Annotated in this window: 26 protein-coding genes and 1 pseudogene; 10 read left to right on the forward strand and 17 right to left on the reverse strand. The window is 61.2% G+C overall.

Annotated elements, in window-relative coordinates; all coding sequences use genetic code 11:
- Positions 1–95 precede the first annotated feature (95 nt).
- The 3 genes from JQ575_RS04080 to JQ575_RS04090 form a co-directional block, all read right to left on the reverse strand.
- Complete coding sequence (locus tag JQ575_RS04080) at positions 96–395, reverse strand: type II toxin-antitoxin system RelE/ParE family toxin (protein WP_212031988.1); 300 nt, start codon at positions 393–395, stop codon at positions 96–98.
- Positions 392–649 (reverse strand): type II toxin-antitoxin system ParD family antitoxin, encoded by a 258-nt coding sequence (locus JQ575_RS04085; protein WP_212031989.1) that lies wholly within the window; start codon positions 647–649, stop codon positions 392–394. The genes JQ575_RS04080 and JQ575_RS04085 overlap by 4 nt, the downstream gene beginning before the upstream one ends.
- An 82-nt stretch (positions 650–731) precedes the next feature.
- Positions 732–1538, reverse strand: a complete 807-nt coding sequence (locus JQ575_RS04090; protein WP_212031990.1) for an NYN domain-containing protein — start codon at positions 1536–1538, stop codon at positions 732–734.
- 164 nt (positions 1539–1702) lie between these two features.
- Here JQ575_RS04090 and JQ575_RS04095 point away from each other — a divergent pair, with 164 nt between their 5' ends.
- The 7 genes from JQ575_RS04095 to ptsN all read left to right on the forward strand — a co-directional run bounded on the left by JQ575_RS04095 (position 1703) and on the right by ptsN (position 8267).
- The gene (locus JQ575_RS04095) at positions 1703–2317 is read left to right on the forward strand and encodes a ribonuclease D (RefSeq protein ID WP_212031991.1); all 615 of its coding nucleotides are present in this window, start codon (positions 1703–1705) and stop codon (positions 2315–2317) included.
- A gap of 140 nt (positions 2318–2457) precedes the next feature.
- Positions 2458–3201: an LPS export ABC transporter periplasmic protein LptC gene (gene lptC / locus JQ575_RS04100; protein ID WP_212031992.1), complete on the forward strand. Its 744-nt coding sequence runs from the start codon at positions 2458–2460 to the stop codon at positions 3199–3201.
- The gene (locus JQ575_RS04105; protein ID WP_212031993.1) at positions 3198–3905 is read left to right on the forward strand and encodes an LptA/OstA family protein; all 708 of its coding nucleotides are present in this window, start codon (positions 3198–3200) and stop codon (positions 3903–3905) included. Before lptC ends, JQ575_RS04105 begins: the two co-directional genes overlap by 4 nt.
- A gap of 189 nt (positions 3906–4094) precedes the next feature.
- Positions 4095–5126 (forward strand): LPS export ABC transporter ATP-binding protein, encoded by a 1032-nt coding sequence (gene lptB / locus JQ575_RS04110; RefSeq protein WP_212031994.1) that lies wholly within the window; start codon positions 4095–4097, stop codon positions 5124–5126.
- Positions 5127–5219: 93 nt separating this feature from the next.
- Complete coding sequence (gene rpoN / locus JQ575_RS04115; RefSeq protein ID WP_212031995.1) at positions 5220–6890, forward strand: RNA polymerase factor sigma-54; 1671 nt, start codon at positions 5220–5222, stop codon at positions 6888–6890.
- Between the two features lie 71 nt (positions 6891–6961).
- Positions 6962–7561 (forward strand): ribosome hibernation-promoting factor, HPF/YfiA family, encoded by a 600-nt coding sequence (gene hpf, locus JQ575_RS04120; protein ID WP_212031996.1) that lies wholly within the window; start codon positions 6962–6964, stop codon positions 7559–7561.
- A gap of 244 nt (positions 7562–7805) precedes the next feature.
- Positions 7806–8267, forward strand: coding sequence for a PTS IIA-like nitrogen regulatory protein PtsN (gene ptsN / locus JQ575_RS04125; protein ID WP_192736214.1), 462 nt, complete (start codon positions 7806–7808; stop codon positions 8265–8267).
- Positions 8268–8409: 142 nt separating this feature from the next.
- Here ptsN and JQ575_RS04130 read toward each other — a convergent pair whose 3' ends face one another.
- The 8 genes from JQ575_RS04130 to JQ575_RS04165 form a co-directional block, all read right to left on the reverse strand.
- Entirely contained in the window at positions 8410–8676 is a 267-nt protein-coding gene (locus tag JQ575_RS04130) for a DUF1150 domain-containing protein (RefSeq protein WP_192736215.1), read from the reverse strand.
- A 50-nt stretch (positions 8677–8726) separates the two neighbouring features.
- Positions 8727–9152, reverse strand: a complete 426-nt coding sequence (locus JQ575_RS04135) for an Hsp20 family protein (protein WP_024584318.1) — start codon at positions 9150–9152, stop codon at positions 8727–8729.
- A 245-nt stretch (positions 9153–9397) separates the two neighbouring features.
- Complete coding sequence (locus tag JQ575_RS04140; protein ID WP_212031997.1) at positions 9398–10489, reverse strand: sn-glycerol-3-phosphate import ATP-binding protein UgpC; 1092 nt, start codon at positions 10487–10489, stop codon at positions 9398–9400.
- Positions 10490–10525: 36 nt separating this feature from the next.
- Positions 10526–11374 (reverse strand): sn-glycerol-3-phosphate ABC transporter permease UgpE, encoded by an 849-nt coding sequence (gene ugpE / locus JQ575_RS04145; RefSeq protein ID WP_211995369.1) that lies wholly within the window; start codon positions 11372–11374, stop codon positions 10526–10528.
- Complete coding sequence (ugpA, locus tag JQ575_RS04150; protein WP_212031998.1) at positions 11374–12255, reverse strand: sn-glycerol-3-phosphate ABC transporter permease UgpA; 882 nt, start codon at positions 12253–12255, stop codon at positions 11374–11376. Before ugpA ends, ugpE begins: the two co-directional genes overlap by 1 nt.
- Before the next feature lie 64 nt (positions 12256–12319).
- Complete coding sequence (gene ugpB, locus JQ575_RS04155; RefSeq protein ID WP_212031999.1) at positions 12320–13633, reverse strand: sn-glycerol-3-phosphate ABC transporter substrate-binding protein UgpB; 1314 nt, start codon at positions 13631–13633, stop codon at positions 12320–12322.
- A 211-nt stretch (positions 13634–13844) separates the two neighbouring features.
- A complete protein-coding gene (locus tag JQ575_RS04160; protein ID WP_212032000.1) occupies positions 13845–15047 on the reverse strand; it encodes a CaiB/BaiF CoA-transferase family protein in 1203 nt (400 codons plus the stop codon).
- A 155-nt stretch (positions 15048–15202) separates the two neighbouring features.
- Positions 15203–15631, reverse strand: a complete 429-nt coding sequence (locus tag JQ575_RS04165; RefSeq protein WP_212032001.1) for an organic hydroperoxide resistance protein — start codon at positions 15629–15631, stop codon at positions 15203–15205.
- A 162-nt stretch (positions 15632–15793) separates the two neighbouring features.
- Here JQ575_RS04165 and JQ575_RS04170 point away from each other — a divergent pair, with 162 nt between their 5' ends.
- Complete coding sequence (locus tag JQ575_RS04170) at positions 15794–16249, forward strand: MarR family winged helix-turn-helix transcriptional regulator (protein ID WP_212032002.1); 456 nt, start codon at positions 15794–15796, stop codon at positions 16247–16249.
- A gap of 7 nt (positions 16250–16256) precedes the next feature.
- Here JQ575_RS04170 and JQ575_RS04175 read toward each other — a convergent pair whose 3' ends face one another.
- From JQ575_RS04175 to JQ575_RS44380, 6 genes and pseudogenes are all read right to left on the reverse strand, one after another.
- Entirely contained in the window at positions 16257–16493 is a 237-nt protein-coding gene (locus tag JQ575_RS04175) for a GIY-YIG nuclease family protein (RefSeq protein WP_211995375.1), read from the reverse strand.
- Between the two features lie 647 nt (positions 16494–17140).
- Positions 17141–17731, reverse strand: coding sequence for a hypothetical protein (locus JQ575_RS04180; protein WP_212032003.1), 591 nt, complete (start codon positions 17729–17731; stop codon positions 17141–17143).
- 139 nt (positions 17732–17870) lie between these two features.
- Entirely contained in the window at positions 17871–18242 is a 372-nt protein-coding gene (locus JQ575_RS04185) for a hypothetical protein (protein ID WP_212032004.1), read from the reverse strand.
- Positions 18243–18475: 233 nt separating this feature from the next.
- Positions 18476–18778 (reverse strand): hypothetical protein, encoded by a 303-nt coding sequence (locus JQ575_RS04190; RefSeq protein ID WP_212032005.1) that lies wholly within the window; start codon positions 18776–18778, stop codon positions 18476–18478.
- 141 nt (positions 18779–18919) lie between these two features.
- On the reverse strand, positions 18920–19816 hold the full coding sequence (locus JQ575_RS46375) for a type IIL restriction-modification enzyme MmeI (protein WP_409364761.1): 897 nt from the start codon (positions 19814–19816) through the stop codon (positions 18920–18922).
- A gap of 189 nt (positions 19817–20005) precedes the next feature.
- Positions 20006–21771 (reverse strand): annotated as a pseudogene (locus JQ575_RS44380) (DNA methyltransferase); the annotation flags it as partial.
- A 163-nt stretch (positions 21772–21934) separates the two neighbouring features.
- Here JQ575_RS44380 and JQ575_RS04200 point away from each other — a divergent pair.
- Positions 21935–22690: a hypothetical protein gene (locus JQ575_RS04200; protein ID WP_212032006.1), complete on the forward strand. Its 756-nt coding sequence runs from the start codon at positions 21935–21937 to the stop codon at positions 22688–22690.
- Positions 22691–23191 carry a PIN domain-containing protein gene (locus JQ575_RS04205; RefSeq protein WP_212032007.1) on the forward strand — a complete coding sequence of 167 codons (501 nt, stop codon included), beginning with the start codon at positions 22691–22693 and terminating at the stop codon, positions 23189–23191. It abuts the gene before it with no gap.
- Positions 23192–23215 lie beyond the last annotated feature (24 nt).

A 23215-nucleotide genomic window follows, 5' to 3' on the forward strand; every position in this document is an offset into this window, starting at 1 on the left:
ATCACGGCGATGTGACGAGAAGTCTTCGCCCCCGGCGCGGTGCATCGACAGCTAGACTGCAATAGGTCTGCGCAAGAACGCTTGCCTCGTGCGCATCATTCCCCAGGGAATAGCAGGCGCTCATAATCTCGCGCGCCGTGAAGGATATGGATGACTTCAATCGCATCCTGACTGACGCGGTAGAAAATCAGAAATCGGCCAAAGGGACGGCGTCGAACGCCGAGGTGCTCGTAGCGCGGTACCAATGGGTAGCCACGCGGGGCGTCCAGCAATGACTCGCATCTCTCCCGCAACTCGCGGACCAGAGTGAGCGCGCTCTGCGGGCTTTGCTCAGCAACATACGCCGCGATTTGCTCCAGATCGGCCTCGGCCTCGGCCGTGACGACGACGATCACTTGCGATCCGTTTTGACCGCCAATTTCGCTTCCAGGCGGTCAAACACCTCGGAGCTTGGCTTCACCCGGCCGGAATCCGCGTCAGCAAGGCCACGCGCGATCGACGCGTCGAGCGCAGCCAACCTTGCTTCGCGTTCTTGAATGAGCCGCACACCTTCGCGCAGCACTTCGCTCTTGGAATGGTAGCGGCCGGATGCCACGAGCTTAGTCACGAAGCTTTCCAGCACCTCTCCCAAATCTGCGCTCACTGCCATGCCGATCTCCGGCCTTCCTGCCTACAGGGGCAATAACTATTATTGGCCCGCCCCTTTTTCAAGCAGATTTCAGGCTCCCATTCTACTTTGCATGGGGTTGTTTTCGCGATTTTGTGTTTGCCGGCTCATGCGCGATCTGGACCTTGCCTTTCGGACCGCTGCTGGCGGCCTTGGCCCTGATCCGCACATGCCCGCTGTCGATCCTTTCCACGTCGAAGGCTTCGGTCTTGCGGACGAGATCGATGAGTTTGCTATGGCCGTAGGAGCGCTGGTCAAAATCGGAAAACAGATTTGACAGCTGCGTGCCGACCTGCCCCAGCGAGACCCATCCGTCCTCGCCTTCAATCTGCGAAATGGCCTTGTTCAGAAATGGAATCGCGGCGCTTCGAGGCTGAAGGGAAACCGGTTTGGATGGTGTCTCTGCGCTCGAAGTCGCCGCCGCCGGCAAAAGATTCTCGGTGTAGATAAACCGGCGGCACGCCTGCCGAAAACTCTCGGGCGTCTTCTGGGCGCCGAACCCGTAAACATCGGCGCCTTGCTCGCGCATGCGGGAGGCAAGGCGGGTAAAATCGCTGTCTGACGACACCAGGCAAAAACCATCGAACCGTCCGCTGTGCAGCAGGTCCATGGCGTCGATGACCAGCGCGATATCAGATGCGTTCTTGCCCTTGGTGTAAGCAAATTGCTGGTACGGATCGATGGCGTACTTTTGCAGGATCTCGGACCACGATTTGAGGTGCGGCCCGGAAAAATCGCCGTAGATGCGGCGGACACTGGCCTCGCCGAATTTCGCGACTTCCTCGAACAGGCCGCCGGCAATCAGCGGCGAAGTGTTGTCGGCATCGATCAGCACGGCAAAACGGGGCAATCGCTGCTGTTCGGCTTTCATCGGTACACCCCCTTTGTGGTTGCGGCCATATTGACGCAACTCCGCCGATTCTGGAAAAGGCCCCATAAAGTACGCGATTTGGCGAGCCGGCCCCTCGTTTGGCGGCGATTTCGACGTTACTTTAGGACTTTAGGCTCTGCCGATTCGAAGAGGTTCCCAACGCCATGACCATCCGCCTGCATCGCGGCGATCTGCCGGATCTTTCCCGCTACACGGATTCGGTTGCGATCGATACCGAGACCATGGGGCTCAATCCGCATCGCGACCGGCTTTGCGTGGTGCAGATGTCGAATGGCGACGGCACCGCCGACGTGATCCAGATCCCGAAGGACCACAGCGACGCGCCGAACCTGAAGGCGCTGCTCGCCAATCCCAAAGTCATCAAGATCTTCCACTTCGCCCGCTTCGACCTGGCCGCCCTCTTCAACGCCTTTGGCGTGATGCCGCAGCCGGTCTACTGCACCAAGATCGCCTCGCGGCTCAGCCGCACCTATACCGACCGGCATGGCCTGAAGGATCTGGTGCGCGAGGTGCTCAATATCGACCTGTCGAAGCAGCAGCAGTCGAGCGACTGGGGTTCGGCCAGCCTCAGCGAGGCGCAGCTCGCCTATGCGGCCTCCGATGTGCTGCATCTGCATGGCCTGCGGGAACGGCTCAACGCCATGCTGGCGCGCGAGGGGCGCACCGAACTGGCGCAGGCCTGTTTCGATTTCCTGCCGACCCGGGCCAGGCTCGACCTCGGCGGCTGGGAGCTCGAGGATATTTTCGCGCATTCCTGAACCGGGGCGATTTGAAGCAGTCCCCGGGGTGCCTGGGGGTGTTTACGCCCCGTTTCGGTCACACTGGTAAAGCGAGGTCCGGGCTGCATCGTGAGGCAATCCCGGCTACAATGGCGGGCTAACCTCGCTCTGGAGCAGCGGTGAACTCGTCACAGAACCCAGCCTACGTCGCCGGAATGGAGGCGCGCTTTGCCAGCGCGGCGCGCCACAGCCGGATGGTACGGATGCTGCGGATCGCGGTGCCGTCGGCAGTGGTGCTGGCGATGGCGAGCATCGTCGCCGTGTCGGTTTTCAACCCGTTCCGGATGCTGTTGCCGAAGCTCCCGGTCGATATCGGCAATCTGGTGGTTTCCGGCACCAAGATTACGATGGAATCGCCGCATCTCGCCGGCTTTTCGACCGATCAGCGGCCGTACGAAGTCTGGGCCAAGGCCGCGATCCAGGATCTGACCGATCCCGACCATATGGAACTCAAGGCGCCGCGCGCCAAGGTGATGCTGGAAGACAAGAGCACGGTGACGATGGACGCCCGCACCGGCTATTACGACAGCAAGCAGCAATTGCTCGATCTGCGTAAGGATATCTTCCTGCAATCCTCCACCGGCTATGAAGCCCGCATGTCGCAGGCCTATATCGACATCAACAAGGGCACGGTAACCTCGGATGAACATGTGGATGTCAAACTGCTGAACGGAACGCTGGTCGCCGACAGGCTCAGAATCCTCAACAGCGGCGAGGTGGTGCGGTTCGAAGGCAATGTCGTGATGAATCTGGACAAACTGGGTGATGACGTTGCGCCCGCTCAGCCTGCGCCAGCGCCCGAACCCGTTGCTCCAGCGCCGAAGACGCGATCCGTCTCCAGCAAATCTTCCAACGCGAAATGATTTTCATGAAGATGTCCTCGCGCAGTCTGGCTCTGGCGGCGTTGGCGCTTGCGCTGAGCGCGCCTGGTGCGGCCCTTGCGCAAAGCGCGATGTCGGGCGTGCCCAACGCGATGCAGGGCTTTTCGCAGAACCGCGATCAGCCGATTCAGATCGAGGCGGCGTCGCTGGAGATGCGTGACAAGAAGAAGGAGGCGACCTTCGCTGGCAATGTGAAGGTCGTGCAGGGCGACACCACCATGACGTCGAAAACCCTGGTCGTGTTCTACGATTCGGGCCCGGCGGCGCCGGCCACCCCGCCGCCCGCCAACAGCAAAGCCGCCGCCAAATCCGCATCCGCGCCGATGCAGGCTGCGAGCCCGGGACCCGGCGGCAGTTCATCGATCCGGCGGCTGGAAGCCAGGGGCAGCGTCGTCGTCACGCAAAAGGATCAGGTGGTGACCGGTGAGACCGCCATCTTCGATACCAAGGCCAATTTGATTACGATGACCGGCGGCATCGTGTTGACCCAATGCAAGAACGTGCTGCGCGGCGACCGCCTGAAGGTGGACATGACTACCGGCGTGTCGCGGGTGGAATCCGACAGCGGCAAGGTACAGGGCATGTTCGACCAGGGCTCACAGGGCTGCGGGCCGGGAGCTGCGCCGGCGCCGACGCCGGGCGGCGCGAAGCCGGGCCTACCCATGCTGCTTCCTGGGAAAAAGTAAGACAGATCAAGGCCTTAATTATTATCTTGGGCTCGCACGGTTGAAGCCGGGGTTCCGAGGCTGTATCTACTGGGCGGGCGCGGCAAGGTGTTCCACTGGGCACGGAACATCCATTCATTCATGCTTTGCAGGCGGATCGATTCGCCGGCGAGTGTCGCGGGATCACCGTGAAAGGCTAAGCGAAGCGGGATGGTGGATTTACTCGGCATGTTCCGTCGACGCCCCGCAAAGCGCGGGCCGGCAGGATTTGCGCGTTCGCGCGAGGACATCACCGCGCTCGGCGATTCCTTTGGCGACATGCTGACGAACCCGGTGCGCGATGCGCCACCGATGGCGCGTGCCGTCCCGCTGACCGGACTGGAATTGCCCCAGCCGCCGGAGCACGCGGTGGAGCCACCGTACGAGGAACCGCGCCCGCGCGCGCAGGCGCCCAGAACCCAGGCCCCAAAGAACCAATCCAGGACCAATGGCGCAGCTGCGCCCCGCCTGATCCAGCGGCCGGGCTACCTCGCTGTGCATAGCGTGGAAAAGAGCTTTGGCACCCGCAAGGTCGTGCGCGGCGTCAGCATCTATGTTCGCCGCGGTGAGGCGGTGGGTTTGCTCGGGCCGAACGGCGCCGGCAAGACCACGGTGTTCTACATGATCACCGGGCTGATCAAGGCAGACCGCGGCGCCATCGAACTCGACGGTCATGACGTCACCAAGCTGCCGATGTATCAGCGCGCGCGGCTTGGCATCGGCTATCTGCCGCAGGAAGCGTCGATCTTCCGCGGCCTCACGGTGGAACAGAATATCCGCGCGGTGCTCGAGGTGGTCGAACCCTCGAGGAAGAAGCGCGAGGCGGAACTCGATTCGCTGCTCGATGAATTCAACATCGCGCGCCTGCGTAAATCGCCGTCGATCGCGCTGTCCGGCGGCGAGCGTCGCCGCGTCGAGATCGCGCGCGCGCTGGCGACGCGTCCGAACTACATGCTGCTCGACGAGCCGTTCGCCGGCATCGATCCGATCGCGGTCGGCGACATTCAGGATCTGGTGCGCCACCTCACCAATCGCGGCATCGGCGTCTTGATCACCGACCACAATGTGCGTGAAACGCTCGGCCTGACCGACCGCGCCTACATCGTCTATGCCGGGGAAATCTTGACTGAAGGCAGCCCGGACGACATCGTCAACGATCCGGATGTACGCCGTCTTTACCTTGGCGAGGAATTCCGCCTCTAGCCCTTTTTTAGCAGACGTCAAGCCGTGTACATCGGCTTTGGACTAGGATAAGCAAGAATCGGACCAACTTTCAGTGGATCGGTTCTCGCCTCCATGGCACTGACGCAGAGACTAGAATTCCGCCAGTCGCAATCGCTGGTCATGACGCCGCAGCTGATGCAGGCGATCAAGCTGCTGCAACTGTCGAACCTCGACCTCTCGGCCTTCGTCGAGGAGGAATTGGAGCGTAATCCGCTGCTGGAGCGGGCCAGCGACGGCCCGGAAGCGCCGGTCAGGGGCGAGCCGGTCCCGGAACAGGCCGAATTCTCCAATTCCGGTGATTCCCAGAGCTATGGCGACGAAGGCGGCGCCGAGCCGGGCGAGATGGCCGGTTCCACCGGCGACAATTTTGAGCCCGGCCAGTTCGAGGCCGGCCAGGAAGACTGGCTGAACCGCGATCTCGGCAGCCGCACAGAAATTGAGCAGACGCTGGATACCCCGCTCGACAACGTCTTCTCCGAGGAGCCTGCGGAAGCGGCTGCACGGGCAGCGCAGGATGCGGCGCCCACCGCCTACACCGAATGGGGCGGCGGCGCGTCGAACGACGACGATTACAATCTGGAAGCGTTCGTCGCCGCCGAAATCACCCTCGGCAGCCATCTCGCCGAACAACTGGCGGTGGCTTTCCCCGGTCCGGTGCAGCGCATGATCGGACAATATCTGATCGATCTGGTCGACGATGCCGGTTACCTGCCGCAGGACCTCGGGCAGGCCGCCGAACGGCTCGGCGCCGCGCAAGCCGATGTCGATGCGGTCCTTGCGGTGCTGCAGAAGTTCGACCCGCCCGGCGTCTGCGCGCGCAATTTGAGCGAATGCCTCGCGATCCAGCTCCGCGAACTCAATCGCTACGATCCGGCGATGCAGGCGCTGGTCGAGCATCTGGATCTGCTGGCCAAGCGCGACATCGCGTCTTTGCGCAAATTGTGCGGTGTCGACGACGAGGACATCACCGACATGATCGGCGAGATCCGCCGGCTCGATCCCAAGCCCGGCCTGAAGTTCGGCTCGGCGCGCACCCAGACAATGGTGCCGGATGTCTATGTGCGGCCAGGCCCGGACGGCGGCTGGCATGTCGAACTCAACAGCGACACGTTGCCGCGTGTGCTGGTCAATCAGGTCTATTACACTGAGCTGTCGAAGACGATCCGCAAGGACGGCGACAAATCCTACTTCACCGACTGCCTGCAGAACGCGACGTGGCTGGTCCGCGCGCTCGATCAGCGCGCCCGCACCATCCTGAAGGTCGCGACCGAAATCGTGCGCCAGCAGGACGGCTTCTTCACCCATGGCGTGGCGCATCTTCGGCCGCTGAACCTCAAGGCGGTGGCGGACGCGATCCAGATGCATGAATCGACGGTGTCGCGGGTTACCGCCAACAAGTACATGGCGACCAATCGCGGCAGCTTTGAACTAAAGTATTTCTTCACCGCCTCGATCGCCTCGACCGACGGCGGCGAGGCCCATTCGGCCGAAGCGGTCCGCCACCACATCAAGCAGTTGATCGATGCGGAAGCCCCGGCCGCGATCCTCTCCGACGATACGATCGTGGAACGATTGCGCGAGTCGGGCATTGATATTGCCCGCCGCACCGTCGCGAAGTACCGCGAAGCGATGCGAATTCCTTCCTCGGTGCAGCGCCGCCGTGACAAACAGAGCATGCTCGGTAACGCACTTTCAGCCCCGGCCACTTCCTCCGACCGGTCCCGTGATACGGCGCCGGCCTGATTGCGTTCGCGTCAAATCGCGATAGTGTCGGTTTCCCGACAGAGTGAACGAGGCATCAAGCGAGGCATCAAATGACCCTTCGAATCTCCGGGAAAAGCATCAGCGTCGGCGAAGCGCTTCGTTCGCGCGTCAGCGAGCGCACCGATGAGGTTCTGCGAAAATATTTCGACGGCAATTACTCCGGCCACATCACGCTGAGCAAGGATGGCTTCGGCTTCCGTACCGATTGTTCGCTGCACCTCGATTCCGGCATTACGCTGGAAGCCGATTCGAACGCCACCGACGCCTATGCCAGCGCCGACCAGGCGCTGGTGATGATCGAGAAGCGCCTGCGCCGCTACAAGAGCCGGCTGAAGGACCGTTCGGCCCGCAAGACCTATGCAGCTTCAGCGGCGCTCGCGGAGTTGAACGGCGGGGGCCTCGACGCGCCGAGCTATATCATCGAGGCCCCGGAGGGCGACGACGAGGTCTCTGAATATAGTCCCGTGATCATCGCGGAGGCGACCAAGTCGCTGAAGCGGCTATCGGTCAGCGAAGCTGTCATGGAGCTCGATCTGACCGGGGCGGCCTGCATCGTGTTTCAGCACGGCTCGAGCGGCCGGCTGAACATCATTTACCGGCGCACGGACGGCAATGTCGGGTGGGTCGATCCGCCGGCGGTTACCCCCTGACAAGCATGGCTGACAGCATTGACGCCCAAAGCGCCCCTCCCTATGGTCCGCCGCCCTTTAAGGATAGCGTGCGGGAACTCGCCCGTGGGAGTTGGCACCGGTCATGCGTTGGAGTAGAAGCCGACCAATCGGGACCCGGGCCTAAGCCCGCCTCCCACCTCAGCTTCTTGACGCCCAATTCTTGAAGCTGAAGTTCTCGAACCCATTTCGCACCCTGACGGCTTAATTCACCTCGGAACGCCCCATGACGATTACCGATCTGGTCGCACCCGAGGCGATACTCCCCGCGTTGAAAGTCATCAGCAAGAAGCAGGCGCTGCAGGAACTTGCGGCGCGGGCGGCGACCCTGACCGGGCAGAACGAGCGCGCGGTCTTCGAAGTGCTGCTGCAGCGCGAAAAACTGGGGACCACCGCCGTGGGCTACGGCGTTGCTATCCCGCACGGCAAGCTGCCCAAGCTTGAAAAGCTGTTCGGGTTTTTCGCCCGGCTGGAACGCCCGATCGATTTCGAGGCGATGGATGGCCAGCCGGTCGACCTGGTATTCCTGCTGCTGGCACCGGAAGGCGCCGGCGCCGATCATTTGAAGGCGCTGGCGCGGATTGCCCGCCTGCTGCGCGATCAGGACGTCGCCAAGAAACTGCGCGCCTCGCGCGACGCCCAGGCGATCTATTCGGTGTTGGCGCTGCCGCCGGCGAGCGCGGCGTAACATCCTCATTCTCGAACTGACGCCGGCGAATTGCACCGGCCAAAAAAAACGCGGGCCGTCCCCGATCCGAGGACATGCCCGCGTATTGCGAACTCTCATCGCGGCCTACAAACCTGCGTCAGCGACAGCAGCAAGCGCCGTGTCAGTGCACGCTGACGGCCTGCAATTCGTTGCTCCATGCATTGGCGACCGCCGCCTCGCGGCTGTCGGTCAGCATGATCGGGGTACCGTCGGCGGCATGCAGCGCGAACAGTTTCAGTCCTGGCGCGATCTTCGGCGCCTGCGGAAACAGCCCGGGCACGTCCTCGGAACGGACTTGCTTTACGTAGGCGATATGGCCCTCACCAAGATGGGCCAATGCCTCAACGGAAACCTTTTCAGTTTCGAACGTCACACTCACATCACTCATGGTCTCGACTCCTCTATGAGACTAAGCGGTCGAGTCCGCTCCTCGTTCCATTATTCGTGCTCATTGATAGCAATTGTCTTAATGACCCTTTCAGGTTCCGGCCTGGCAAGGTCGATCGACAACAGCCCGTTTTTCAGATCCGCGCCCAGCACCTGCATCCCCTCCGCCAGCACGAAGGTGCGCTGGAAGTGGCGCGCGGCGATGCCGCGATGGATGTATTGCCGGGCCTTGTCGTCCTGCTGACGGCCCCGGATCACCAGCTGGTTTTCCTCAATGGTCACATCGAGTTGGTCACGGGTAAACCCGGCGACCGCCAGCGTGATGCGCAAGCGTTCGGGTTGCCCATTGCTGCGGTCGCAGCGCTCGATGTTGTAGGGAGGATAGCCGTCGGCGCCTTTGACGACGCGATCGAGCGCACGCTCAATTTCGTCGAACCCAAGCAGGAACGGACTGGATAACGATGGAACACGAGACATTACAAAGTCCTCTCGAAGCGACTTTGAGGGGCCCTTGCGGCACCCCATGCGACCGGCCGGCGGGTTTGCTGACCGGTCAAACAGCAATATGGGGGTGATTTGGGGAGGGTTCAAGCCGCTCCAGGCGCTGCGTAAATCGGCCGCGGCGGCCTGTTATTGCGTCATTCCGGGGCGGTCCAAAGGACCGAACCCGGAATCTCGAGATTCCGGGTCTGGTGCTAGCGCACCATCCCGGAATGACGGGATCAATCACCCACCCGCTTGCGGCCATCGGCGGTAAACAGATGCAGTTTGTCTGCTGGTGCCACCGCCCTGATTCGCTCGCCGATGGCGGGGCCGATGGCGCCGGGAATCCGCACGATCACCTCGCCGGGCGGCAGCTCGCCGGGGTTTGCAGCCACGGCCTGCGTCTCGTTCTGTCGGGCGCCGTAGATAAAGGTTTCGGCCCCCACATGCTCGATCGCCTCGACGGTGAGGCCAAGTGCCACACCACCGGCGACGGCGTCATTTGAAATGACGAAGTCCTCGGGACGGATTCCGAGGATGCCGGCCTCGTTGAGTCTGACGTCGCTGGCCAGTTGCGATTTCAGTTCATCGGACCGCAGCGGCATCAGGTTCATCGGTGGCGCGCCGATGAACGAGGCGACGAAGGTGGTCGCGGGCTTCTGGTAGATGTCGAGCGGATTGCCGATCTGTTCGACCTGGCCGGCATTCATTACGACAAGGATGTCTGCGAGCGTCATCGCCTCGAGCTGATCGTGGGTGACGTAAATCGCTGTGGTCGAGAGGCGACGCTGCAGTTTGCGGATCTCGACCCGCATCGCGATGCGCAGCTTGGCGTCGAGGTTCGACAGCGGCTCGTCGAACAGAAACACTTTCGGTTGCCGCACGATCGCGCGCCCCATCGCCACGCGCTGGCGCTGGCCGCCGGACAATTGCCGCGGCTTGCGCTCGAGCATGGCGCCGAGTTCGAGGATGCGCGCGGCTTCCTCGACGCGAGTCTTGATCTCGGGCTCGGGCATGCCGCGGTTGCGCAGGCCGTAGGCCATGTTGTTGTAGACGCTCATGTGCGGGTAGAGCGCGTAGTTCTGGAACACCATCGCGATGTCGCGGTCGGCCGGCTCGACCTGGTTGACGACACGGCCGCCGATATCGATCTCGCCTCCCGTTATCGTCTCGAGCCCCGCGACCATCCGCAGCAGCGTGGACTTGCCGCAGCCGGAAGGTCCGACCAGCACGCAGAACTGGCCGTCGCCGACGTCAAATTCGATGCCCTTGATGGCTTCGAAGCCACCGGCATAGGTCTTGCGGACGTTACGCAGCGTTACGTTAGCCATTTACGTTGCCTTGGGCCACCAGCGCCACTCGCGTCCTCACTTTTCCGTCTCGACCAGCCCGCGCACGAACAGGCGTTGCATGAACACGACCACCGCGACCGGCGGCAGCATCGCGAGGATGGCGGTCGCCATCGCAAGCTGCCATTCGGCCAGCTCGTCGGTCGTGTACAGCATCTTCTTGATGCCGGTGACGATGGTCTGCATCGAATCCTGCGTGGTGATCAGCAGCGGCCAAAGATACTGATTCCAGCCATAGATGAACTGGATCACGAACAGCGCCGCGATCGTCGTTACCGACAGCGGCAGCAGCGTATCCCAGAAGAATCGGAACGGACCCGCGCCGTCGATCCGCGATGCTTCCAGCAATTCCTCGGGGACCGTCATGAAGAACTGCCGGAACAGCAGCGTTCCCGTGGCGGAAGCGATCAGCGGCATGATCAGCCCCGCATAGGTGTCGAGCATCTTGAGGTCGGCGACCACCTTGTAGGTCGGATAGATGCGCACCTCGACCGGCAGCATCAGCGTGACGAAGATGATCCAGAACGCGGTCTTGCGGAACGGGAAGCGGAAATACACCACGGCGTAGGCCGACAGGATCGAGATGAAGATCTTGCCGATCGCGATGCCGAGCGCCGAGATGAAGGAGTTCATCAGCATGTGGCCGACTGGCTCGCGGCTGGTCCGCGATCCGCCGACGAATATCGCGCGGTAGTAGTTTTCCAGCGTCTGGCTGCCGGGCGTCAGCGGCATGCTGCCGCCGACCACGGTCGCGGCGTCGTGGGTGGATGCGATCATTGCCAGATAGACCGGAAAGGCGACGATGAAGACGCCGAGCGTCAGGATCGCGTAGGCGATGATGTCGTTGAGCGGGCGGTGCTCGACCATCAGTATTGCACCTTGCGCTCGACATATTTGAACTGGACCGCGGTCAACGCGATCACGATCACCATCAGTACCACCGACTGCGCGGCCGAGCCGCCGAGATCGCCGCCGAGCCGTCCGTCGGCAAACACCTTGTAGACCATCGTGGTGGTGGCGCCGGCCGGGCCACCGCCGGTGACCGCATCGATGATGCCGAACGTGTCGAAGAAGACGTAGACGACGTTGACGACGAGAAGAAAGAACGTCGTCGGCGACAGCAGCGGAAAGACGATGGTCCAGAACCGCCGCATCGGGCCGGCGCCGTCGATCGCGCCGGCTTCCAGCACGCTTTTCGGGATCGATTGCAGGCCGGCCAGGAAGAACAGGAAATTGTAGGAGATCTGCTTCCACACCGCGGCCATCACCACCAGGATCATGGCGTGGTTGCCGTTGAGCAGCGGATTCCAGTCGAAATTCATCCAGCGCAGCGGCCGCGCCAGGGTACCGAGCGAGGGATGGAACATGAAGATCCAGAGCACGCCGGCGACCGCGGGCGCCACCGCATAGGGCCAGATCATCAGCGTCTTGTAGGTGCCGGCGGCCTTGAGGTTCTTGTCGGCCTGGGTTGCGAACAGCAGCGCAATGGAAAGCGACAACGCTGCGACCAGCGACGAGAAGATCACCGTCGTCAGCATCGACTTGTAATATTCAGGCTGGGCGAAAAGCGACTGATAATTTTCCAGCCCGACGAATTCGGATGTCAGTCCAAACGCGTCCTCGCGCTTGAAGGACTGAAGGACCGCCTGGCTCGCCGGCCAGTAGAAGAACACGAATGTAATGATGAGCTGCGGCACAAGCAGCAGATATGGCAGCAGCTTGTTGTTGAAGACGACCGATTTTTCCATTCAGGACGCTGTGATGCCAGAGGTGCTCCCTCTCCGAAAGGCGGAGAGGGAGTCTTCGCCGATACTATTTGGCCGTCTTTTCAAACGTGCGCAACATCGCATTGCCGCGCGCGACCGCGGCGTCGAGGGCTTCCTGGGCGGTCTTCTTGCCAGCCAGCGCCGCTTCCAGTTCCTCGGCCCAGAGATCGCGCATCTGCACCATGTTGCCGAATCGCAGGCCGCGCGAATTCTCGGTCGGCTCCTTGTTGGTGAGTTCTTTCAGCGGCGTCTGCAGGACGGGGTTCTTCTCGTAGAAGCCGTCCGCCTTGGTTTTTTCATAGGCTGCCTTGGTGATCGGCAGGTAGCCGGACTTCTGGTGCAGGTCGGCCTGACGGTTGGTGTCGGACAGGAAGGTGAAGAACTTGGCGACGCCCTTGTATTCCTCGGGCTTCTTGCCGCCCATCACCCACAGCGAAGCGCCGCCGATGATCGAGTTCTGCGGCGCACCGGCGGCGTCGGGGTAATAGGGCATCGGCGCCGAGGTGAAGTCGAACTTGGCGGTGCTCTTGGCGGTGGCGTAATAGCCCGACGAGGTCAGGAAGATCGCGCACTCGCCGGACGCAAAGCGGTTCTCGCTGGCGTTGGCGCGGCCGGCATAGTCGTAGGTCTTGTCCTTTTGCAGGTCCATCAGGTTCTGCAGATGCTTCACGTGCAGCGGCGAGTTGAACGTCAGCACGGTATCGAAACCGTCGAGGCCGTTGGCCTTGCTGCCGATCGGCACGTTATGCCAGGCCGAGAACTGTTCGATATGCACCCATGACGCCCACGCGTTGGAGAATCCGCAGGTCGTGTGCCCGGCCGCCTTCAGCTTCTTGGCGGCGTCGAACACTTCCGGCCAGGTTTTCGGAATCTCGGCGATGCCGGCCTTCTTCAGCTCGTCGTTGTTGATCCACATCACCGTCGACGACGAGTTGAAGGGAAACGACAGCATGTCGCCCTTCGACGTCGAGTAATAACCGGTTATCGCCGGCAGATAGGCCTTGGGGTCGAACGGCTCGTTGGCATCCTTCATCAGCTGGTAGACCGGCTTGATGGCGCCGGTGGCGCTCATCATGGTCGCCGTGCCGACCTCGAACACCTGAATGATGTGCGGCGCGGTGCCGGCGCGGAACGCCGCAATGCCGGCATTCATGGTGTCGGGATAGCTGCCCTTGAAGGTGGGGACGACCTTGTAGTCGGACTGGCTGGCGTTGAAGTCCTCGGCAAGCTTGTTGACGATGTCGTTGTTGCCGCCGGTCATGGCGTGCCACCACTGGATCTCGGTCACAGCGTAGGCAGGCGTGGCGAGCGCAAGCGCGACAGTCACGCTCGCCGCTACGCCGAATTGTCGAAATGCCATGTAATTCCCTCCAGGTTGGGTCGTCATCTTCGTTTCGCGCGATAGCAGCGCCGGATGACGTACAAATGACCGTATAAGCGAAAGCAGCGTAGGGGGGAAGCGGGCGCCAAGGGAAGCCGGAAAATAGGCGGAGGCCGACGGACTCAACCCTAACGTCGCCCCTGCGAACGCAGGGTCCTTGCATTCGCTGGGACGACGGTGGAGATGCGGCTTACCGCTTCCGCTCCGAGCCGCAGACCACGCCCTTGGCGACCATCGCCTCGACCTCGCTCTTGGAATAGCCGAACTCGCCCAGTACCTCGGCGGAGTGCTGGCTGAATTTCGGTGGGGTCCGGCGCAGGCTGGGTTTGGTTCGCTCCAGGCGAATCGGCGAGGCGACGCCCTTGTACCAGTCCTTCTCGATGACATCGCCGCGGTGAACCGTGTGGGCGGCGGTCAGCGCCTGGTCGATCGACTGGACCGGGCCGGCCGGCAGGCCAGCCGCGAGCAGGCGGTCGCACAGCGGCGCGGCGTCGTGCTGGCTGAACACCGCGGCGAGTTCGGCGCGCAGCGCATCGCGGTTGGCGATGCGGTCCTTGTTGCGGGCAAAGCGCGGATCGGTGCCGAGTTCCGGCTTGCCGATTTCCTTGGCGAGCTTGCGGAAGGTGCCGTCATTGCCGACGCCGATGAAGATGTTGTCGGTGCGGGTCGGAAAGATCGCATAAGGCACGAGATTGGGATGCTCGTTGCCGGTCAGATTCGGCGGCTTGCCATGCATGAAATAATTCGCGGTGTGCGGATGCATGATCGCAAGGCCGGTTTCATACAGCGTGGTCTCGAGGAATTGGCCAAGCCCCGAGCGCTGCCGCTCCGACAGTGCCATCAGGATGCCGATCGCGGCATAAAGCCCGGTGGTGATGTCGACGAGCGGAACGCCGATCCGCATCGGGCCGCTTTGCGGCGAACCGGTCGCTGATATCATGCCGGTCATGGCCTGGATGATCGCGTCATAGCCGGGATTGCCGCCGCGCGGGCCGTCGCCGCCAAAGCCGGAAATCCGGCAATGCACCAGCTTTGGGAATTTCGCGCGCAGCACGTCGTTGCCGATGCCCCATTTGTCGAGCGTGCCCGGCTTGAAATTCTCGATCAGGACGTCGGCGGTCTCCAGCATCTTTAGCAGCACAGTGCGGCCGCCCTCGGAGGCGAGGTCGAGGCCGATCGAGCGCTTGTTGCGGTTGATGCCGACGAAATAGGCCGCGTCCTCCTCATGGAACGGAGGGCCCCAGTCGCGCACCTCGTCACCGGCGGGCGGCTCGACCTTGATCACGTCGGCGCCGTGGTCGGCGAGAATCTGCGTGCAATAGGGGCCGCCGAGCACGCGCGTGAGATCGATCACGCGCAGGCCGGTCATTGCGCCGGGAGCCGGAGAACTCATGGAAAAAACCTTCGCTCAAGTAAGACCAATGGAATTCCTGAGCTACCGGTCTTCGGGCGCGTCGGCAATGCCCGCGCGCGCACAGGCGCATGCGGAGACAGAAGACGCGCAAAAACGGCCCGCGGCTTGCTGCAGCGGGCCGTTCGACGCGGTCGTTACACCACGGTCAGGCGCACATCCACATTGCCGCGGGTGGCGTTGGAATACGGGCAAACCTGGTGGGCCTTCTGGACCAGTGCTTCGGCGTCGGCACGGGCAAGGCCGGGCAGGGAAACGGCGAGGTCGATATCAAGGCCAAAGCCGCCTTCCGAGCGCGGGCCGATGCCGACGGTGGAGGTCACGGAGGCGTCCGCGGGCACCTTCACGCCGCCGCCCTGAGCCGCAACCGCCTTCATCGCGCCGATGAAACAGGCGGCATAGCCGGCCGCAAACAGCTGTTCGGGATTGTTGCCGGCGCCACCGCCGCCGCCGAGTTCCTTCGGGGTCGCAAGCTTGACGCTGAAGGCGCCGTCAGCCGTCGAGGCGGTGCCGTCGCGGCCGCCGGTGGCTGTTGCGGTGGTCTTGTAGAGGACTTTCACGGACATGTTGGTCTCCCTTGGGTCTGGTTTCGATGGCAATCGTATTGCACACAATTAGATTGTGCACAATAGAAAGAATGAAGAGGTCCGCAATTTAATTGTATACAATTGATTAGGCTCGTCCGCGGCCCTAAATGATCACGGGCGTCCCCACTTGGCGAGGTGCAAATGGCTAGGAAACCGGCGGTCGATCCGCTGCTGCTCGGCAATCAGATCTGTTTCGCGGTGTATTCCACCGCGCATGCCTTCAACCGCGTCTACAAGCCGCTGCTCGACAAGCTCGGGCTGACCTATCCGCAATATCTCGTGATGATGGTGCTGTGGGAACGTGACGGCGTGCCCGTCAAGGATATCGGCGAGAAGCTGTTCCTCGATTCCGGCACGCTGACCCCGCTCCTGAAGCGGATGGAGGCCGCCGAACTGATCCGGCGCACACGCAGCACGGAGGATGAGCGCCAGGTCCTGATCGCACTGACGCCGAAAGGCCAGGCGCTGCGGGAAAAAGCCCGGGCGGTGCCGCAGGGTATTCTGGCTAGCTCGGCGTGCTCGGTGGGCGAACTGGTGGCGATGAAGAATGAACTGCTCGCCCTGCGCGACAAGTTGAATGCGGCGTTGGGGGAGTAGGATCCCTTCAGAAGTGCTTCTTCGCAAAAGCTCGGCCGGATCCGGACTTCAGGTATTTCTCGAACGCGATGGCGCGCTGTTCGTCATCGAACGCAATATAAGTTCGTAACCGCCAAGGGCGGTACTTCGAGGTATGCGGCACTTCACCGGCGTTATGTTTAGCCAGACGAGCGCGCAGGTCATCTGTCATGCCCACGTAGAAGTGCAGCGAATCCAGACTTTCGAGAATATAGACGTATCGCACGGTCAGCCCTCCACCCCGGAAAGGCAGGATACCGCAGGTGGATAGTCTGTGGAGTCGCAGAACTTGCCGAGCCCGCCGTCGCCCTTCGGGCTATGGCGGGGCAGCCTTCGCTCCCTTCGCTACGATGGACTGTCCGGGCCTGCCCAGCCGAAGCTCGCGAAGCGAGCGAAGGCTGGTGGAGCCAGGCGGGTGATCTCCGGGCTCCATGTTTCACCATAAAAATCAGCGTTTTATCGAGCCGTGTCAGCGCATGATGTAGCACGGTTGTGTAGCAGAGTAAAAAATGTTGAGCAGGGGGAAGTCATCCCTCCAAAATCCCACCAATTTCGACCGCCATAAGGCGACGTCTCAACGCCAATTGCTTATCAACTCCCAAATTCATCAAGTTTCAGCATCGTAATCGATTGAGCTGCGCCACGAGGGAAAAGGGTGCTCGGCCCAGGAGGTTGATCGGTCAACAGCGCCTACATCAAGGTGATTTCGTCCTGGCTGCCTTAATCTCAGGTGGGCTGTAGGTGTGGGTGGCAGAACCGATCGCGAACTGCCGCCGCCTGAATTTGCCTGGCAGAGGTGTGCAATTTTGGCAACGTTAGTGCCACGCCTCCGTGTCCATTACACCGGGCTCGCGACTTGAGAACCGGGGCGGCCTACGGCTTGGCCCGGTAGTTAGGGCAATATCTATGTAACACCTCGTCCCCGGTGATTTTGCTCTCAAACAGCTGCGTACACGTTGGCGCAAAGCCACTTGCCCCCCACCAACTCGCGTGCCTTGCCCCCAGCCATATGTAGGCCCGGGACAGCGTGAGCTGTTCTTCCTTGGTCAGCTCGGTCGGGATGCGCTTGCCCGACACCTTGCAGGCCGTCAGTAACATCTCGATCGCAGCGCAGTCACGTTGGGTGTAGGGCTCGGTATCCGGGATCGCGACCTGCGTCTTGGGCCGGTAGCCCGGGCAGTATTTATTGAGCGCATCCTGCTGGGTGACTTTGCCGTCACAGACCTGGCCCCGCAGCTCGTCGAACGCTTCTTCGGTAGGGCTAAAGCCAGTTTTGGTTTTGTATTTTGCACTCAGCGCCCATTTTCTATGATTTTTGCGTATCTCATCGAACCGACGAGCCCCGGATGCCGAGGATGGACCACACTCAAATTCCCCGGCGAGCGTTTCGCACTCACGTGCCGTGTAAGTTTCGGCAACAGCCGGGGTGACGAGCAGCCACAGGATCAAAGCAATGCGATACATGGAAAGACCCCATCTAAATGAATGAACTAATGGAAGAAGATTAGCGCCTGGGCGCCGTGAGTAAAGGAGCCGCACCGAGGCAGCGCAGGCGGGTAGACCGCAAGCACCGACGAGCTAGAAATCGTCTCCAAAATTTCTGTCAGTTTCGTAAAGCGAACCAGCGCCACAACGAGAAGGCTGGCTGGGTTACGATTTGCGCCAGCCCGGGGGGCAGAACCGGGGTTGCATCGGATACGTTGAGCTGCCCGGCGCACACGCGGTGGCACACGGCTTCGAACTTCTTCGGCGACAGCCAGCCATCATTGAGCATCTGACTGTACCCCTTGGCCTTACCGCCGGTGACGATCCAATTACATCCCGTCTTGTTTAGTCGGCTCTCGTTGCAGTTTTTGAGCAAGGTCTCGACAGAACCGCAGATCATGAACTTCTTGGACACTGTCTCGAATTGCTGCGCCGCTGCGGCCGGAGTGACGAGCAGCCCCAGTACCAGAGCAATACCTCGCTGCGCCACGGCTGTATAAGGGCCGCTGGATTGATGCTGCCCCCCAACAGCGCCTACACCGAGGAGAATTGGTCGTGGGCGCCTTATTTCAGATGGGCTGTAGGGTTGGGTGGGCAATCAAAGTGCGAGCTGGTGGGCTGGAGCTTCGATTGGCAGACATGAACCCAATGTGCAGCGCGCAGATGGCGCCCCAAGCGGTACCTCAGTCGCCAGCGAACAGGCAGATGAGAAAGCGGACTGGGCTACGGTTTGGCCCGGGGGCAGAACTTGTCGAGCGCGGCAGATACCGTAGTCTTCTGATGGCAGACCTTCCGGCAGATGGCATATAGCTGCTCTGGGTTGATGTGGTACTTCTGCTCGATGGCGGCCATGCGGCGAGCGATGCTGCCCGATGTCATTCCGCCGTGACACGCGGGTGGGTCTCCCATCGGTTCGGCGCAGCCGTCCAGATAAGTCTTGAACGTGTCGCACTCGTCCTTGGTGCGAATGGTAGCCGACAGTGCTGGGGTGGCTAGCAGCCCCAGTGCCAGAATAGCGTATTTCATCCCACCCTCTCCTTGGTTTTTGGGAAGATGGTAGGCCTAAGACGGCGTCAGTAAAAGTTTTTCCGAATTTACTCGGCTGGCCGGTGTTTGAGGTGTCGGCGTCTGCACATCGATCGGCGACGCACTGGCGCTGGCATCGGATTATGATGCCGCGCGCGATCGTGTTCGTCGCCGCAATGGCATCGGAGCCAGCGGTGCAGCCATGCGTTCGTAAAGCCCGAACAGGTGTTCGACACGCTCACGGTCGCCGCTGAAAGCAGCCGCACGGTAAAGGCGGTCAACAGCCCGGTCCAACCCTTCATGCGCACGCCGAACGTTACCCGGCATCAGATTAACATCATAGAGATCGGCGAGGGTTGCCCCTGGATGCGCGGATCGTGCGTCGAGGACAGCTTGCGCCAGACCGCTCAGCTGCGTCTTTGCGGCATCGTCGAGCGCGGGCCACGGGAACGGGTTGTAGTTGATGCCGGGCGAGTACTGATAATCGCTTTTGAGGCGGCCACCAACATAGGTGGTCCACGCCATGTGCATGCGAGAGGTGATCAGCGCGAACTGGTGTAGTTCAACGTCTAGGGCGACCAAGAGCTTGTTGGAAGGAATGGTCGGCGGATCAAGCCAGGCGATAGGTAAATATGGCCGTCGTTCCGAACTCACCTCCGGAATAACCATAAACGGCCGGTTCGGCAGCACCGTGACATGATACTCGGTCGGGGTCTTCGCTAGCTTCACTGAAAGGGCGCTCGTTTTCTTGTTCTCGCCGTCCGGGTCTTTGCGCGGCGGCAGGCGACCGAGCCGGTACAACCTCACTCTCTCCACTGCCTCGCGTACTTTCGACATCGCGCGCAGTTTGTTTGGTGCCACCCCATGTGGACAGATGATCCAGCGGTCCCCCCCATTTATGAGTTCATCCGAACCGACATACGGTCGGATTAGCGGAGCCGAAGCGGGCTCACTACTTACAAACGTGGCGCGCTCCACGCTGTCCATGATGAAGTAGCCGCCATCGACGGGTTTTGATCCAACCCGGATCGGTGGCATGCCGCCTCCGGCTTGGCGGGTGCGGGTGACGACGAGGTGCGAATTGTTAAGCCGCGATGCATCGAATAGATAGGGCGAAAGCGCCCGGTGCAGCGTTTCGGTGGGTTCTGCATCCTGACCATCGTATGAGAATAGGCGACGGTCGGAAGGTGCTGCATCACGCTTCGTCAACCCTATGATCACGCAATGGACGTGTGCGACGCCACGCGTGTCCGATCCCCACGCAAAGGTGCGGTGCGCGAAGGCAATCTCCAGCTGGTAACGGTCAAGTAGGGCGGGCCAGACCGATGCGACTTGCTCGCCTTGAGTGATTGAATTCGTGGCGACGAAGCCGATCTTGGCGCTCCCCGCTTGAATGTATTCGGCCGCTTTCAGGAACCACGCGCACACGTAATCGAGGCGACTTCCAGAAGCGCCCAAGCGGTTCATAAGGCCGGACGCCTGGTCTTGCTGGTGCGCGCCTCGCATCACGAAACCGATGAATGGCGGATTGCCGTAGACATACGAGCATTTCGATGCAGGGAGGACCGTATTCCAGTCGAGTTCGAGCGCGTCGGCGTTGTGAATATGCGGCGCGGTCACAAGCGGGATGCGGGCATAAACCTGCCCGAATTCCAGCGACAAGCGCACATTCATAATGTGGTCCATATCCACAGCGCCACCTCCGCGATACGCGCTGGAAATTCGCTGATCTCGATACCATAGAACTGGCTGACATCGACCTTGGACAGCGCGGTTACGTCGAGTTCGCGCTGTCCCTTTGGGTTCAGCTCCTTGATTACTTCGGTTTCAAGTGTACGCAGCTCGCGGTAGGCGATAATGAGGAAGTTTCCGCATCCGCAAGCTGGATCGAAAAAGCGCAGGCCCGCGAGCTTGTTCTGAAAGCTGCGCAGCGCGGCCGTGCGGCTGGTGCCTCGTCGGACTTTCAGCCGGACGAATTCCGCCTGCAGATCATCGAGGAACAGCGGTTCGATGACCTTGAGGATGTTCTTTTCGGTCGTGTAGTGCGCGCCCTGCGCGCGCCGCTCACGCGCGTTCATGACAGATTGAAACAGCGCACCGAAAATTGCGGGGGAGATCGCATCCCATGAAAAATCGCAGGCTTCAAGCAGCCGTTCGCGCATGCCGCGATTGAATGCTGGAATTGGCAGCCGTTCCGCGAACAGGTCGCCATTGATATAGGCAAACTGCTTAAGGTCCTCATCAAGCGCCTGCTGCCGCAGTTTCTCCGGCGTATTGAGCACGTCAAACAGGCTGCTCAGCCATTGGCCGGTGTCGCTGCCATCTTCGTTGCTTCGTTCCCGGATAAGGGCATCAAAAATGCCCCGCGTCTCGAATATACCTGTGTCGTCCGCAAAAAGGCAGAACAGTAGCCGGACCAACAGGCGTTCGAGATCATGGCCCGTGTAGCCGGAGGCTTTAAGGGCATCATGTAGTCTGCCCATAAGCTCCGACGCTTCGATGTTAACCGGGTCCTGATCGCGGAAAGTACGTTTCTGGACGCCGATGATGAAGCCGAACGCCTCCGCGTGCTGCGGCAGATCGGCGAGCGCGAGTTTAGTTTTGGTGCCTTCGTCGAGATCGTGCAGTTCAAAGGTCTGGAAGTCGCTCAAGAGGATGTAGCGCGGCAGCTCTACATCCTTGAGGCCAGGAAAATAGTCAAGCGCTTGCGCTTTCGCTGGAACGAGGCTGCGGCCTGCGCTCTTCTGTTCGACCAGCAACACGCCTTTCCAAAAAAGGTCGATGAACCCGCGCTTCGCGCCCAGCAGTTTTACTGGCTCTTCAAAGCTCGCGACGCGGCGGCGCTTGACGCCGAAGACTTCGAAGAATTCATTGTAGAAACTTTGGGTCTCGCCCTTTTCGTAGTGGGCATCTTTCCATTCGTCGGCGAACGCTGCGGCCCGCACTCGAATTTCGTTCCAGCTTAGCCGCACCCGTCCCCCCGCCGAACCCACATGGTTCCAAATTCTAGTTTAAGTTAATCCGCCCCGTGGGGTCGGCAGCATCCGACGTTCTAGCGTGCGAAAAGCCCGTTGTCGGACCCTATGAGGAAAAAATTGACCCCCTCCCCGTACTATTTGGCCCTGTTGGTGTTATTGTTAGAACATTAGAGGAACGATGGACGTGACAGAGCACGAGCAATACCGCTTAAAGATCGACGTTTTCAGCGTTGCTAGCCTGCCTATGGCCCGCCTCGCGGAGTACATGGCGGAGCTGGCTACCCTTTTAGGCGAGCGCGAGCGCGTGCACTTCTCTCACCTTGAGGCGGGTAGTGCCGTGCTGGTGTCCAACATCGAGCCGGTCGCTTTCCCGAAGGTCGAGGAGCGCGTGACGCGGGTCAGCCACGGCGAGGGCCCCAAAGATGCGATGCAGGCGTATGAGAACATTGATAACCTGCTCGCAAAGGACGGCGCCGTTGCGGTGCTCATTTCGCCGAGCATGAGCAAGGTCATCGAATTTCCCGGTCGCGCGCGGCCAAAACCGGTGCGCTATGGACCGTTCCGGGAAGTCGGCACCCTTGAAGGCCGGATCATTCGCATCGGGGGACGTGACGAAACCATACCCGTTTGGCTCAAGAACGGGGACGCCGAATATCACTGCAACGTGCGTGGCGAAGGTATCGCTCTGCGGCTCGCGCCATATTACCTCAATGGGATATTGCGGGTGCAAGGTAGCGGGAAATGGGTGCGCGAGGAAAACGGCACCTGGGAGCTTGAGCAGTTCGACATCTATGATTTCGAAGTTCTCGAGGACAGCCCTATGGGCGACGTCGTCAGTCAGCTCCGCGCAGTCGAGGGCGGCACCTGGCACCAGCGTGACGATGCGCTGACAGATATTCTCGGTCTGCGTCGCGACGATAAGGACCGCCACTAAATGGCGATCGTGGTCTTTGATGCTTCGTTCCTCATCCCATTGCTGGACCCACGCGTAAAAGGCTTTGGCGAGGTGGATGTGAAGCTCCTGCACCTCGTCCAAACCCTCGATAAGCAGAGGGACGTCGTCGTTATCCCGACACCCGCCCTCAGCGAGCTACTCATCGGGGCGGGCGATGCCGCACCTCATTATTTGGACATTTTGAACAGGACACCGCGTTTCAAGGTTGCGGCGTTCGGCCCGCGTGCAGCCGTGGAAGCGGCAGAGCGGCATCGGCAGGCGTTGCGCAACAACGATAAGAAGGAGGGCGCCGAGAGCTGGGCGAAGCTCAAGTTCGACCGGCAAATTATTGCCATCGCGAAGGTCGAGGGCGCGGACCGCATTTACTCGAACGATGACGATATTCGGCGCTATAGCAAAGCGGAGGCTTTGGAGGTTATCCGGCTTGAAGATTTGCCTGAGCCTCCGGAAAAAACACCCGATCTGTTCGATAAATTGTAGTCGGCCACCGCCTCGCGCGACGCC

It is taken from the genome of Bradyrhizobium sp. JYMT SZCCT0428 (assembly GCF_018131075.1).
GTDB lineage: Bacteria > Pseudomonadota > Alphaproteobacteria > Rhizobiales > Xanthobacteraceae > Bradyrhizobium.

What these genes read in the sequence shown, in the direction of transcription:
- JQ575_RS04160 (WP_212032000.1), bottom strand. Translation starts at nt 15,047, where the DNA reads ATGAGTTCTCCGGCTCCCGGCGCAATGACCGGCCTGCGCGTGATCGAT.
- JQ575_RS04105 (WP_212031993.1), top strand. Translation starts at nt 3,198, where the DNA reads ATGATTTTCATGAAGATGTCCTCGCGCAGTCTGGCTCTGGCGGCGTTG.
- ugpB (WP_212031999.1), bottom strand. Translation starts at nt 13,633, where the DNA reads ATGGCATTTCGACAATTCGGCGTAGCGGCGAGCGTGACTGTCGCGCTT.
- lptB (WP_212031994.1), top strand. Translation starts at nt 4,095, where the DNA reads ATGGTGGATTTACTCGGCATGTTCCGTCGACGCCCCGCAAAGCGCGGG.
- JQ575_RS04205 (WP_212032007.1), top strand. Translation starts at nt 22,691, where the DNA reads ATGGCGATCGTGGTCTTTGATGCTTCGTTCCTCATCCCATTGCTGGAC.
- ptsN (WP_192736214.1), top strand. Translation starts at nt 7,806, where the DNA reads ATGACGATTACCGATCTGGTCGCACCCGAGGCGATACTCCCCGCGTTG.
- ugpA (WP_212031998.1), bottom strand. Translation starts at nt 12,255, where the DNA reads ATGGAAAAATCGGTCGTCTTCAACAACAAGCTGCTGCCATATCTGCTG.
- JQ575_RS04200 (WP_212032006.1), top strand. Translation starts at nt 21,935, where the DNA reads ATGGACGTGACAGAGCACGAGCAATACCGCTTAAAGATCGACGTTTTC.
- JQ575_RS04090 (WP_212031990.1), bottom strand. Translation starts at nt 1,538, where the DNA reads ATGAAAGCCGAACAGCAGCGATTGCCCCGTTTTGCCGTGCTGATCGAT.
- JQ575_RS04170 (WP_212032002.1), top strand. Translation starts at nt 15,794, where the DNA reads ATGGCTAGGAAACCGGCGGTCGATCCGCTGCTGCTCGGCAATCAGATC.
- JQ575_RS04135 (WP_024584318.1), bottom strand. Translation starts at nt 9,152, where the DNA reads ATGTCTCGTGTTCCATCGTTATCCAGTCCGTTCCTGCTTGGGTTCGAC.
- JQ575_RS04095 (WP_212031991.1), top strand. Translation starts at nt 1,703, where the DNA reads ATGACCATCCGCCTGCATCGCGGCGATCTGCCGGATCTTTCCCGCTAC.
- hpf (WP_212031996.1), top strand. Translation starts at nt 6,962, where the DNA reads ATGACCCTTCGAATCTCCGGGAAAAGCATCAGCGTCGGCGAAGCGCTT.
- JQ575_RS04140 (WP_212031997.1), bottom strand. Translation starts at nt 10,489, where the DNA reads ATGGCTAACGTAACGCTGCGTAACGTCCGCAAGACCTATGCCGGTGGC.
- JQ575_RS04165 (WP_212032001.1), bottom strand. Translation starts at nt 15,631, where the DNA reads ATGTCCGTGAAAGTCCTCTACAAGACCACCGCAACAGCCACCGGCGGC.
- ugpE (WP_211995369.1), bottom strand. Translation starts at nt 11,374, where the DNA reads ATGGTCGAGCACCGCCCGCTCAACGACATCATCGCCTACGCGATCCTG.
- JQ575_RS04190 (WP_212032005.1), bottom strand. Translation starts at nt 18,778, where the DNA reads ATGAAATACGCTATTCTGGCACTGGGGCTGCTAGCCACCCCAGCACTG.
- JQ575_RS04130 (WP_192736215.1), bottom strand. Translation starts at nt 8,676, where the DNA reads ATGAGTGATGTGAGTGTGACGTTCGAAACTGAAAAGGTTTCCGTTGAG.
- JQ575_RS46375 (WP_409364761.1), bottom strand. Translation starts at nt 19,816, where the DNA reads ATGCCACCGATCCGGGTTGGATCAAAACCCGTCGATGGCGGCTACTTC.
- JQ575_RS04180 (WP_212032003.1), bottom strand. Translation starts at nt 17,731, where the DNA reads ATGTATCGCATTGCTTTGATCCTGTGGCTGCTCGTCACCCCGGCTGTT.
- rpoN (WP_212031995.1), top strand. Translation starts at nt 5,220, where the DNA reads ATGGCACTGACGCAGAGACTAGAATTCCGCCAGTCGCAATCGCTGGTC.
- JQ575_RS04085 (WP_212031989.1), bottom strand. Translation starts at nt 649, where the DNA reads ATGGCAGTGAGCGCAGATTTGGGAGAGGTGCTGGAAAGCTTCGTGACT.